The 12,502-nt window shown below is 41.8% G+C and carries 10 protein-coding genes; all 10 read right to left on the bottom strand.

All coding sequences use genetic code 11. From position 1 onward, the window contains the following. Positions 1 to 492 precede the first annotated feature (492 nt). Positions 493 to 2,193 carry an ATP-dependent nuclease gene (locus QWI17_RS19485; protein WP_302724198.1) on the bottom strand — a complete coding sequence of 567 codons (1,701 nt, stop codon included), beginning with the start codon at positions 2,191 to 2,193 and terminating at the stop codon, positions 493 to 495. A 193-nt stretch (positions 2,194 to 2,386) separates the two neighbouring features. Next, a complete protein-coding gene (locus tag QWI17_RS19490) occupies positions 2,387 to 4,492 on the bottom strand; it encodes a hypothetical protein (protein ID WP_302724199.1) in 2,106 nt (701 codons plus the stop codon). Between the two features lie 153 nt (positions 4,493 to 4,645). Further along, positions 4,646 to 5,179 (bottom strand): hypothetical protein, encoded by a 534-nt coding sequence (locus QWI17_RS19495; protein WP_302724200.1) that lies wholly within the window; start codon positions 5,177 to 5,179, stop codon positions 4,646 to 4,648. A gap of 2 nt (positions 5,180 to 5,181) precedes the next feature. Continuing rightward, a complete protein-coding gene (locus QWI17_RS19500; RefSeq protein ID WP_302724201.1) occupies positions 5,182 to 6,093 on the bottom strand; it encodes a hypothetical protein in 912 nt (303 codons plus the stop codon). A gap of 82 nt (positions 6,094 to 6,175) precedes the next feature. Next, positions 6,176 to 7,378, bottom strand: a complete 1,203-nt coding sequence (locus QWI17_RS19505) for an IS91 family transposase (RefSeq protein WP_302724202.1) — start codon at positions 7,376 to 7,378, stop codon at positions 6,176 to 6,178. Between the two features lie 211 nt (positions 7,379 to 7,589). Then, a complete protein-coding gene (locus QWI17_RS19510; protein ID WP_302724203.1) occupies positions 7,590 to 8,054 on the bottom strand; it encodes a nuclear transport factor 2 family protein in 465 nt (154 codons plus the stop codon). A 271-nt stretch (positions 8,055 to 8,325) separates the two neighbouring features. Then, on the bottom strand, positions 8,326 to 8,676 hold the full coding sequence (locus tag QWI17_RS19515; protein ID WP_302724204.1) for a hypothetical protein: 351 nt from the start codon (positions 8,674 to 8,676) through the stop codon (positions 8,326 to 8,328). 100 nt (positions 8,677 to 8,776) lie between these two features. Beyond that, positions 8,777 to 8,995 carry a DUF6500 family protein gene (locus tag QWI17_RS19520; protein WP_368045373.1) on the bottom strand — a complete coding sequence of 73 codons (219 nt, stop codon included), beginning with the start codon at positions 8,993 to 8,995 and terminating at the stop codon, positions 8,777 to 8,779. A 115-nt stretch (positions 8,996 to 9,110) separates the two neighbouring features. Continuing rightward, on the bottom strand, positions 9,111 to 9,740 hold the full coding sequence (locus QWI17_RS19525) for a pyridoxamine 5'-phosphate oxidase family protein (protein ID WP_302724205.1): 630 nt from the start codon (positions 9,738 to 9,740) through the stop codon (positions 9,111 to 9,113). 1,679 nt (positions 9,741 to 11,419) lie between these two features. After that, on the bottom strand, positions 11,420 to 12,502 hold a 1,083-nt coding region (locus QWI17_RS19530; RefSeq protein ID WP_302724206.1), incomplete at its 5' end, for an NIF family HAD-type phosphatase.

Here is a 12,502-nt window from a genome sequence, read left to right on the forward strand (position 1 = left end):
TTAGGGCAGCGAATCTAAGCTAGCAGTGTATAACTGGTGGTATTGTGCTTAAAGATCGACCTTACAAGCTAACTGTTTAATCTTTGAGATTAATGCTTGTGTGATGAAAATAGCCAACCCCTTCCGCTTTGATTAGATAAGGTTCGCTGTCCGCCTATTTTGTTTTTTTGTTTTGGCTGCCCCTTGACCGAGTGATTTATAACTGGATGTCAGACTGACAAGCCCGATGCTTTGAAGCGCCGGCCCCAAGGGTAACCGATAAATTTCTAGTAGCATTCTAGCCTGACTAGGATATCCCCAAAGCGCCGCATGATTTTTAAATGCGGCTCTATTGGAGACTGACTCTCAATAGGTGTTTGGTTGGCCAATTCAAACCATTCATGAAATTATCGGAAGTAGACAGACAAAAAATCAAATTTACATAAAGTTGAGTTATAAAACACTCAACTTTTGGTGAGCTATTGTTCTTTGACAGGTCCGGTCATATAGGTGTTAACTCAATAACTCTTCAACGCTAGCAATAAGTGCATCAATTGAGTTTCTTTTGTGCTCATTTAGAGCATTTTTAGGAACAGCCTTAACTGCATTTGCAACGACATACTTAACCTTCGACTCGACGGCATCACTCCATCGTTTACCATCATTTAGAAATGCTGATTTAACACGTTCAGACCACTTTTTATTACACCTAAATGCTGGCTGACTTAGGTCAACACCAAATTCTTCGATTATTTTATTACGATAAAGATCAAGATTTAAACAGTCCTCGAACTCCGTATTCCGAGCGCCATTACAAGTAACAAACGTATTTTTCTTATTGGAAATAATTCCATCCGACTCAGCTTTGTCGTAAGCCGCTCGGCCTGATTCATCATTGTCTAAAAAAGTATGATAAACACACAGGGAGTTACTAAGAAGAGTTAATTTATAAGATAAATTAGAAGCGCCACCAATTTCATCTATTACTAACAGATGACTATTTATTGCCTTCTTAATTATTTCACTCTCAGCGGATAAGATAGCTTTTAAAGAGATGACATCATCCCCCCCCTCTACAACTAAAACATAACTTGCATTTACGAGGTTGTCTGAAGCTTTTATACCCAATAAATCTCTAATTTGACCTATATTCCTCGCAGGAACGGCCTTGCCGCTATTTACGATAATGTTTGATTTTATATCAGTCCTATCGACAAACAATGGATTATGTGTCGTGAGAACAACCTGATTATTTTCCCCCAGAGCCATAATGACTTCATTTAACTGATGAATCGCGGCTGGGTGTAAATGTGATTCAGGTTCTTCAATCGCAATAATCGAAGCACCAACTGAAGACCCCCTATTTTTTAGAAGGCCTAGAGCCGCTAAGCTTTTAACTCCGTCTCCCTTGAAAAATAGACTTGTAGGAGTTCCATCGTCAATAATTATTTCGAATTCATTTCGAAATGACGAGCGCCTGCTGTCATCAGGTATTGCGACATCTACATTTTTTATACCGGGCAAAAATTCTTGCAAAGGCTCTTTGATTTGTTCTCCTAGTTCTTTTAAAACGGGTTCTTGAATTTTCCTTATTGTTTCAAGTGCAACCTTGTAATCTCTATTAGCTTCAAGCTTACGCATTCTTTGCATTAGCATAACCCTAACAACTTCCATAGCTTCTTGATCTGTACGAACAGCCGGAATGTAATTAAAAGTAATATTTTTACCTATAAAATCAGCAATTTGACCAGACTTTGCATTTAGCGCTGCTCCACCTGCTCCTCGCTTCTCTACCACCCTGATGCTTGGCTTGTCATCTTTTCCAACTCTGATTTCAATTGGAAGAGATCCGTTTAGCCTTGACTTGATTTCTTTTCTAAACAGATCGATTTCTTTCGAAGTCAAAAGAAATTCAAGTCTAAATATAGTTTGAGTATTGGACTTCCTATCTTGAAGAGTTATTGGGAAATCTCTCTCCCAAAAGTAGTGAGAATCATCTTTCCGAGCATATCTTCTAGACCCTAAATAAACTCCTCCTCGTCTTTCCGATATTGCATGCTGTTGCAATGTGGTCATGGCAATATCTAGCGACTTCAGCAGGTTTGATTTCCCCTCATTATTACGTCCAATCAAAATAGTTGTTTGGGATAGAGAAACTTTATGAGCCTTAGTTATGCTTCTAAAGTTCGTGACCGAAAAATCAATTAGCTTCATATTTATTCTACAATCCCTGATATTTGGTAGGTGGCTATGTGGAGTTAACGCCTTTGTCATTTGCGTTTTGGTTGTAGCGGATTTTTGGGGTAAAGTGGCGCAGCCACCCCAAAAAGGAGCGAAGACCAAAACGTCAAATGGACAAACTTGTTAAGTGCATTCGGCACGCGCTTACATTTTATTGATTCGCGATCTAAATATCTATGTTCAATTTTTCTTTATAAACTTTCAATCTCCTTTCAGCTCTATCAATAAATTGATTATAAAATAATACTTCTGAGTATAATTCGCCATACTGAGTTCGCGTTGCAGGATCAACTATCGGGTCAGTGCTAAAATAGCCTAGACCGCTAGGAAATCTTGTATAGTTTAAAGGCATTCTAGATTCGTCCATAGTGTCACCTATTAAGTAACCATATATTCTCTTAATTCGGCCATAGGATTTTGCGGCGATAAGTCGCGCATACTGAGCAAGATCAGATATATGTTCCTGAATTTCAACTCCTGGAGCTTTGAATTCGATAATTATTGCTGACCCTTCTTGGTTAAATATAGCAATGTCAGGTCGCTTAAGCCTGTGATCGTAATTATTCTTTTTAAATAATTCCTCAAGCTGTTTGTCGATATCAGCTTCGAATAGTTTTTCGGTTTCATTCCAAGGGATGGATGCTAAAGACTTGTCTGATGCGATATGCTCAAAATAATGATATTCTTCATTTAGTATCCATATGTCATGATCGATAGAATCCTCACTATCTTTATTTGTAGGAAAGAAAACATTGTGAATAATCTTTTCATTTTCTTTCCTACCGCCATCGTCCTCCTGGCAATTAAGCATAGACTCTACGGCTTTCTTTAAGACCTCAAGCATCGACGTTCTGCGAACAACGAGCTGAGAAAGATTGGCCATATCCATTTTTTTAATCGTCGACGTATATGTCCAAGAAAGAGTGCCTACCCTGTCCCTGAAATCTTTACTTCGAGGGTCTAGTTCTAGCAATTCTTGCTTTAAATCAAATATTTTTGATGTCTCATTAACGATGTCATCTTGGTATTTTTTTAAAACACGCTTTGCAATATTTTGCTCAGTATCACTGTAACGGACTTTAATCTTGGCTGTGTCTAGCATTGATCGAGTAATACCAAATTTGGTTTCAGTTGAAGCAACTAACTCTTCTTTATCGAAGTCACTAGGCGTCAATATGCTATAGACATAATCTTCCAGCGAATCAACAATGTCTTGCATCGATGGGCTATGATCTAATTCATCATTAGCTGAGCACTCGCGAGGAATATTAAAATCATCTCTCTGCTCATTAACCTTATCTTCCAGAAAATGGCTTTCTATGAGTAGTAATTCATATTTTCCATCAAGGGCGCGTCGTCTATCTTGGTTATTCTTAAGATAAAATTGTGTAATTGGCTTAACTAAGGCTGAATTAGCACATAATGCAACCTCATGCTCATAATCGTGAAAAGATGCCTGCGGTAGTGAGTATCTTGTTACTTTAAGGTCTGTATCTTTTTTATGTATAGCAGAACCATGAGTACAAACCAGCGACACTGTATTTACTGATACTGGTGATGGGAGCTCATTCGAAGAAATTATTTTTCTCTCTATTTTTTCGCCTTCCTTAGAGGTAATTGAAATTTTGAATGAACCTGCGATTCCTTTCAAGATAATAAATCGCTGCATAAACGCAACATATAGGTAACGATATAAGGCGTTTACAGAAAAATCTGCTTTCACACTTGAAGATATGAAAAATCTATTTGCTGCATATTCTTTTAAGATTGAGGTTGATACTGTTGTTTCTAGATCTACTTTAGATGTATCTTTCTCCTCAAAACTATGCTCACTAATTTCATGGATATTTTCATCTGTACTTAATGTTTTTCTATGAATAATTCCATCTTTTCTGAAGATACTATCCACTTCAAATTTCCTGAAGAAGTGAAAGAACTGTATTCTTCCAGCTCCTTTACATTTCCCAATGCCTTGAATGTTCAGGTAGTCTTTATAGGTAGAGTCCTTCGTCACAAAAGCTCGAATTTGTTCGTCATCAAAGCCAGCGCCGTTATCTACGCATGATATTTTAAGATCGAACCGACCATCTTCGAGAAGACTGGCAGGAAGAAAATCTATCTTTATTTCAACGGATAGATCAGGAGCATTATTGTCACTGCTTTTACGAATAAGATAAGAATCAATAGCATTTGATAAAAGCTCTTCTATTACAACATATCTGTTCGCACTTATTTCTGTGTTTTTTAATCCACCTCTAATATCAAGTGTCATAGCTCTTCCTGTTTAATGATATCAAAAACTACTCATATTTTTGTTCACATTATAGACGCTTGCTATATATGTTTTTGGGCACTTAACGCCCGCATTTGCGGCTGGTTTGGAGCGCAGCGGAAAACCAGTCCGACAACATGCGCTTATTAGAATTTACATTACGGTTCCACTGACTTTTAGATCGCATATTTTCTCTTTGATCATTTGACAAAGTTCATCGGTATTAGTGATAGCCAGCAACTCTGCTTGAGTCACAACAACAATATCTCGTCCTTCTTTAAGAGAGTTCGAGATAACATCCCTTGCTGCCGTCCTATCCGCTGCATCTCCTGATATTCCATTTGCAGCGAATAAAATGCCGAAACTTAACCCCCTGTTTTTAAGTTTTGTATCAAACCAGTTTACTTCGATGCTCCCCAAAGGTCGGGACCAATTTTTGCACTCTGCTAATATGAAGTTTGGAAGAAAGAAAAACCCCTTCTGCTTTTGCTCATTAAAAAAAGCAATATCTACCTCTTCAGAATTCGCATCATTTAGAACATTTCTTCTTGTGATAGATATCCCGGGAACTTTACCAATTGCATATGAAAGAAGCTCTTCAAATGCATCTCCCTTACCTTTGGTGGTTGTGGCAGCTTGCCCTTGTGCTATGAAGCCGTTCATTCTTGGCTGAGATAAAGTTGCCATCTTTACCTCCTGATGCCATGCACACGCTGGTTACGCAGATCTCTTATGACCTCACCAAAACTTTCGTTTTCTAATGACTCCAGCAGCTCGTAGCAAGAAATTGCAATAATATTTGATGGCAATTCATAGAAGTACTGGGATCGGTCTGGACCAATCAAGTATATAAGCAAGCCGAACTTAGAATTTGAATCATAGAGGTAGTGGTTTAGCTTTTCAGCCACCCTGTCTAAATCCGATAAAGATTTAATCGTCGATTTTACTTCAACAATCAATGGGTTTGCCCCAATATATGTAAGCTCATCGCTCCAGATGGCGATATCTGGCCTATATCTTCTTGACCTAAATTCAGAGACGATATTAACGCCAGATTTTCTAATCGCATCAGCAACTATCTTTTCGAATTCTCGCGACGCCTTTCCTCTATCGGCTCCCTCGATAATACTTTTTTCAACCCTTCGCAGTGAATCAAGGTATCTATGTGAGTAGTCTCCGAGAGGCTTACTCGGTATGAAGTTATACTTCTTCTTGGATATTGGCCTCTTACCGTACTTCAATAATTCCTCAACATAGTTCGCTATTTCTATGTACTGAGATGAGTCCAAACGAATAATTGGGAATTCGGAGTAATTTATAGGAATGTTTCCGGCATCGTAGGAAGTAGCAAGCAATACTTTTTTACCAATACCGAATGCAATTCCAGCTTCAAATAATACAGACTTTAGCGACTCCTCGTCGTCAGCGATACATAAGGTGATGTCACAGGATTTTATTACTGATGCGACAGTAGACGCATAGCTGCTTTCAAACTCTTCAACATCAGTAGCGAATACAGCCTTGATACCACGAAGCTTGAGCTCTTCTGCAAGTTCGATCACCCAATTTTTTTTTGGGATAGATATATAGCAGGATTTCACGTTAACTCCCTCAATCTTCGTAAATTCTAACGCTTAGATAAGCATCCCCGTCGGCGCAAAAAAAATGAATCTCGTGACTCATTTAGGACGTATTCGGCACGCTCGCACCGACGGGGATGTCTTCATCGTCTTGTTGTACAACCCCCGCACCCAAGGTAGGGGTCACGTTCTTATTTATGGAAATTGCTTTTGACACTTGACTCTTCCATAAACTGTGCGTCCGCTTAGCGGGGGCTCCGCATATAGAACAAGAAAATACCACATCTGTATTGAGGGGGCTATATCGTTTTTGGGGCACGCCGCTTAGGCACCTATAGGCCTGTAAGCGGCGGCGTTTCGTCGCTGGCGCATACAAACCATAGTAACGGAACGTGTGCAAACCTACCTGTGGTACGTGCTCAAGCAAGCGACGGGCGAATTCATCGAGGGGCAGGCGCAAGTCTTTTTTGCGCTTGTCCCGGTGATCAAGGTAACGAAAGCGTATTTCATGATCATTGCGGAAAAGTATTTGCTTCGGGTTCATGGGGCCCCCCTTTAGATAGCGGCTCAGGTAGAGCATGACGCCTTTGCCATGTTCATAACGCTTTTCAATACGTACAGACCACTCCTTCTTCCATAGGGCAGACCAATGCTGGCGTATCTTCTGCCAGGATTGGTCGGGAGGACAAATCAATTCACCCGACTCTATCGCTTGCATAATGCGTTTTTGCACCACAGCTCGGTATCGGCTCTTCACTACTTTAATAGGCAGTAGAAACTGCTCTACCTCTTTCCATTGATCGGAGCCCTTTAAGCCCCCGGCAGACACTAAGCAATGCACATGCGGGTGGAGATTCATTTGTCGTCCCCACGTATGCAGTGCCGTCATAATGCCAGGGGTCACGCCATGGTATTTTGAATCTTCCATGAGCATTAACGTATCGCGACTGGCCGAGAACAACAGGTCAGCAAAAAATCGTTCGTTGTATCGCCACAGTGACAAGTACTCGTGAGGTAGCGTAAAAATAACGTGGAAGTGAGCGCAGGGAAATAACCGATGCTTTTGGTTTTCAATCCACTCCACGCGCTTTTTCTGAGCACACAAAAAACAGCTTCGATGTCGGCAGGAATGATTGAGTTCGATCGGCTTATGCCGCGAAGCGCATTGAAAGAAACTGCTTCCCATGGCCTTTGTTCGGCACTGTGAAATTGCGTCGATAGCTTTCAAATTTTTAAGCGGTTGCGGACTCGACAACAACTCATCGTACTGTGATTGAAAAATTTCCTGTAAAGCTCGTTCGGACATTCCGTGTCCTCTTTTTTGGGGTTAAGGGTTACCACCCCCGCGCAGCGGGTTTGTACAACGCCCGCCATAAGCGGCCGAGTGAAACGAGGTCCGGTGCACGAAGTGCGCGAACTTAATGGCCTGGTTATATGTTCTTTCCGCGACGCGCTTTACAATAAACCAAAAATCATATTAGCGGCCACATTGCGATACCTGAGAGCATATCACTATCTTATAGCGGTGTTGATAAAGTCTTGTTTACTATTCGCCAGCCTGAATCTACTTTTTGAAGATTTAGGTAATCGGTGCTGATTGATCCAGTTCCAGCATTTTTAATATCTATTCTCGCCATAGCCGCATGGCCTGACACGTCGATAATACGGAATTTGCTTGTTCTGCCAGGGTGATCATCCGGAATTTGTGATACACGCTCCCACCAAAAATCTTGCGTCAGAGACCTTAAAGATCCTTTTTTGCTGACTGACATGAGATGCGCGGTTGGATGAAAGGATTTGCGTATTGCGGCATTTTCTTTTTCATCAGTAACTTTCAAGTAAGTCTTTAAGGTCTCAAGTACCGCAAGTCGCTCGCTCCTTGGACCTGCCCCCAAAACGCCATCTAAATCGTCGGCAGAAGCCGGGAGCACCTGGAAAAGTGAAATCAATAAGACGATTGAAAGAATACTAAGTTTAGACATCTTTACACCTTCTAAAGTTTAATTTACTTGTGTTTTACTTGCTACGGATCATCGTTTTCTTGAGAGATAGCGATACCAGCCAAATAAACTCATCTCCATTTAATATCGCTCACACTATTTTTTAATAACTTTTTAGACTACGGCAAATCTACGGTACATATAACGCCCCGCTCAGCTGCGGCTGGTATGGAGCGAATTTTGTGTTAATTTTTGAGCGCCAGCGAGTAACACAAAAGGCGCGTAGTACCAGCCGTCAGACTGGAGCGGTTTGTTAAGTTTTGACCTCAACGACCTCTCCCATTGCTATTAATACTGGGCCTTCCTGTATTCGCCATATTAGACCAACATGCAATAATTCTTTTAGCCCTCGTACATTAAGAAAACGAATTTGGACAATTCTTTCATCACCTGGATAAATAGTATCACCCTCTTCAAAGTCAATTTGACCTATATAGAAATTTCGATTTTCTTCGAGACCAAAATTATGATTGGGCCTAAATGCATATCCACCCACAATAGGTGTGTGCCGACCTCCGCTCTCCGTAGACAACAAGGAAACTTTGGCCTTCACAATTAAAGGGCCATCTTCTATTACATCTAAGTTATCGCTAAATTCAAACATATGGAAAACTTAACGCCCGGCTATGCGGCGCGAGCTTGCGAGCGTCCGGCAACCGAAGGTTGCGAACATGAGCCGCTTGTTATGTGATTTGCAGGTACGGTTAAACACCGGATCTCACCATATCTCTGATCTTTACCGCTTTTTCGAAGTGATCCAATTTGTGGGTTTCAATCCACCACCGAGCTGCCTCCATAAGAACCTCCGGCTGATCGTTCTTGTTCTTGAAGAATGCGTAAAACGACAGTCCGACTCCCGATCCCTTCTGTTCGATTTTGAGTTCACATACTTCAACAATCAATTCTCTAAGCTCTTTCCGCAACGAAGTATTCCTATACTGGGTTGATCACATAACGCCGCCAGCAAGCGCGGCTTTGTAGTGAAGCCGAAGGCGTAACGAAAAAGACGTCGCCTTGACTGGCTTTGTTATGGAATATTTAGTAAAGGGTAGTCTTAACCCTGTTTTCAATTATCTCTTCTACTTTTTTAATTTCGCCTTCTGACTTTAACGGATCAATTTGCTTCGTTAAAATTTCTCCGAGACTAGGCATGATGTTACGTTCTGCTTGAGCTTCCACCTTCCAGATTTTAGAACGAGTAATTGCTTTTGCACAGTGAAAGAAAGTTTCAGCTATAGAAACTACAATGACTGTTTTGGGAAGCTTACCCTGATATTCAAAGCGCTTTAGTAAACCAACATTAGTGACAATCTTTGCCTCACCGTTAACGCGAAGACATTCTTTAAATCCAGGGATCAACGCCAAGATACCTACATTTGGGTTTTCAACGATGTTACTTAAGCTATCCAAACGATTATTTCCAGGCCTATCGGGTATGGCAATAGTATTCTCATCCAGTATCTGTATGAATCCTGGAAAATCCCCTCTAGGGGAGCAATCCATACTTCCCCTTGCGTTCGACGTAGATAAAATCACAAACGGCGACAGCTCTAGAAATTGGGTACTATATTGATCAAGTTTGCTCTGTTGTTTTTTTATAACTAAATCCATGGGGGTATCATATAGTTCACGAAGATGCTCCACCGAACTTATTACTTCAAATTCCATAAATATCTCTCAAATTACGTAGCCATAACAGTGTATTAGACGGAATTCCGATTATACAACACAAAATCCCGTCAGATTTTCGTCCATTTATTGTCAAAAATCATATCAAGTTCAATGGGTTAGCGCATCTTTTTCTGCTTACTGTCACTGTAGAAACGAAGCCCTCGTGTTTAACGAGACCTCAACGAGGTCTTCTATGTACTCAAGGAATCACAAAATATTCATATATTTCAGAAGGTTAGAATTTGGAGCCCGGGAAAACAAAGACTGCTCAGTTTTTTACTCATAGGACCCCAGACTTCAATTTGCTCAAATTTTCATTATAACTGTATATACATACAGACTGATGGGAATTGCCTTTGAAAGCCTCGCCCTTCATTGAGCGGGTCCGATCTGAGCTTCGTACTCGCCACTACAGCATGCGCACAAAAAAGACCTGTCTTTACTGGATTCGTCGTTTTTTTTAATGATAAACGACACTCCGATGTGTTGGGAAATGCAGAAATAGAATGGTTTCTTAGCTACCTCGCGGCTAATCGCAAAGTTAGTGCTGCTATTCAACTTGGGGTAGCGACCACAAAATAAGCCCCTCAGCTAACTGCAAAGTCGCATGCCGAAGCTCTGTCGAAGTTTATAATTGATACCGCGAACTGGAAAAAACAACGAGCTAATTTATCACTTCGGCCCTGCGATTCAACCAATTCCAACCGAACATCAAACGTGAAAAGTCCATGAATTGGCGTGTTGGTAATTAAGCGAATTGGGTACTAGGCCAGCAGGAAAATACAGTGAAAAGCAATGGCTATGGCAGGTGTGTAACATTTAAATTTCATAGCCGAGGTTTGATCTTGCTTTACAGTTTTTCATTCCTATTTTCTACAATCACATGTAGAAGTTTAGACCTAATCTCGCATTTCTTCTTGAAAAAGAGAGAGTTAACCCACTCAATGAAAAAGGCGAATTTCGAACTGTTGCGGGTGAGTTATTGACTGCAGCGTGAGAAATGGCTGCCGCCCCGGCAATCCAATGCATATCCCTGGCATCCATCCTTAGGGCGCCGGTGGGGGCGACAGTTCGACAATTGTGGCCAATTTTTGGTCATCTGTCATGTGGGGAATGACTGTTTCGGCTGTGAGATATGTCCTACATTCCCCACTTTTAAGAGATACGGTCCTTGATGAGGCGGGTATTGGGCTCAGTTTAGCCAAAGGCGCTTTGGCCGACAAATAGGGCGCCTGTAGAGTTTCCTCAGAGTCTACCGAGGCCTCAATCTGCCTCAGCGATCCAGAGCGCTATAAGAGCCAAATTTCAGCCCAGCTTACCGCCTGAACCACGTGATGTTGTAAATCAAGTTACCTCCTGAGCCCAAAGTTTCTATGTTCCACGGAGCAACTTGATGATTTGGCGTATATTTCATTTTATTTGGCAGCTACGATGCACTTGGAGGGTAACTCGATTCACGAAACGGGTAACTCAATTCTTGACGGGTCGTGTGTATTCGAACGAGGCTTTGCGCTCATATGCGCATATCTAAGTATTGGTTAGTGCCAAATCAGAATTATAAAAAATTATTGCGTAATCTGTGTAGATCATCAAAAACAGAGCTTTCTTTCCTTAGCGTCTTTTTTGGTAACCATTGTATTAACCTTCCGCAGATCTCGGCCTAGAATGGTTCGCTATCAGAATCTATCATCAAGTTCGGCATCAGAGGCTAAAACGTGAATATCACCCGCGAACCGTTTTAGGGAAATAGCCGCGAGCGTCAACGTATCATCGGGCGTCGCCACCTTGTAGCCTAAATCATGACAAACCTCTACAGCCTTGTACACATCCAAGCCCCAGAAAATACTCTTTGACCTAAACTCTTCACGCTGTACTAGCGTTTCGCCGCCAGGCACGTCACCCCATACATCAGGGCATAAATTATTGACTATATAACCTTCAGGTTCTACCTGAATCTTTCCCACCAACCCATAACTCTTGTAAACCAAGAACGTCTTGATGTGGTCGACAACAGTAAACCCGGGGTAATGCTGAGGGTCGGGATGCAGCTTGGGGAAAAACTTCGGATAAATCCCTAAAGTAGGCAGATATTTGGATGAATCAAACGCGAGTCGGACCAGCCGACTCACCTGCTTCTCTCTGCAGTACTCGCCGCGGATCTCTTCCCTAAACTCTGGTAAAGACCGCTCTGCGAGGTACGCGAGTCGCTCAAGCATTAGCGGAAGCTGGTCATCCAGTGCATAGCTATCATCCACGGCATGGAAAGCAAGAATTTTCAGCACATTGTCAGTTTTCTTATGAACTTCAGGACGATCATCAATGGCCACGATATCCTTTAGGGCATATCCATGTTCAACGAAGCTTCGAATGTCTTTAACCTTCTCAAATCCTCGGTTCTTCAGGTCGTCGTGTGTTTGCACGAATAAGAAGTCACGAGGGTCGATACCACAAAGCGGAAGCACTAGCTCTATATACTCTAACGACGCGGTTGTGCACAAAGCCAAGTCATAGCCTAGGTCTTTCACGCCTTTAATGAACGCTTCAAGGTGAGGCCTCGGGTAGACTTTCGCGATTGGCTCTTCATCTAGAAGAATGCCCCCGGTAGGAAGCTGCTCTAAAAATTCTTCTTGAGACGTATTTCGCTCACAGGACCGCACTCCCTCAGGCTCGTAAAGTCGAGTGCTGAGCAGCGTGTTGTCCACGTCAAGCACCAGAAGCCGTGGCCTGGCGTGCTCGCTTTCACTTCTACTTATCATTAG

Origin of the sequence: Gilvimarinus gilvus, assembly GCF_030518155.1 — a bacterium.
In the GTDB taxonomy this organism is placed as follows: domain Bacteria; phylum Pseudomonadota; class Gammaproteobacteria; order Pseudomonadales; family Cellvibrionaceae; genus Gilvimarinus; species Gilvimarinus gilvus.

Excerpts from the sequence above, each read along its gene's own strand:
- QWI17_RS19510 (WP_302724203.1), bottom strand. The coding sequence starts at position 8,054 with ATGTCTAAACTTAGTATTCTTTCAATCGTCTTATTGATTTCACTTTTC.
- QWI17_RS19485 (WP_302724198.1), bottom strand. The coding sequence starts at position 2,193 with ATGAAGCTAATTGATTTTTCGGTCACGAACTTTAGAAGCATAACTAAG.
- QWI17_RS19505 (WP_302724202.1), bottom strand. The coding sequence starts at position 7,378 with ATGTCCGAACGAGCTTTACAGGAAATTTTTCAATCACAGTACGATGAG.
- QWI17_RS19515 (WP_302724204.1), bottom strand. The coding sequence starts at position 8,676 with ATGTTTGAATTTAGCGATAACTTAGATGTAATAGAAGATGGCCCTTTA.
- QWI17_RS19495 (WP_302724200.1), bottom strand. The coding sequence starts at position 5,179 with ATGGCAACTTTATCTCAGCCAAGAATGAACGGCTTCATAGCACAAGGG.
- QWI17_RS19525 (WP_302724205.1), bottom strand. The coding sequence starts at position 9,740 with ATGGAATTTGAAGTAATAAGTTCGGTGGAGCATCTTCGTGAACTATAT.
- QWI17_RS19490 (WP_302724199.1), bottom strand. The coding sequence starts at position 4,492 with ATGACACTTGATATTAGAGGTGGATTAAAAAACACAGAAATAAGTGCG.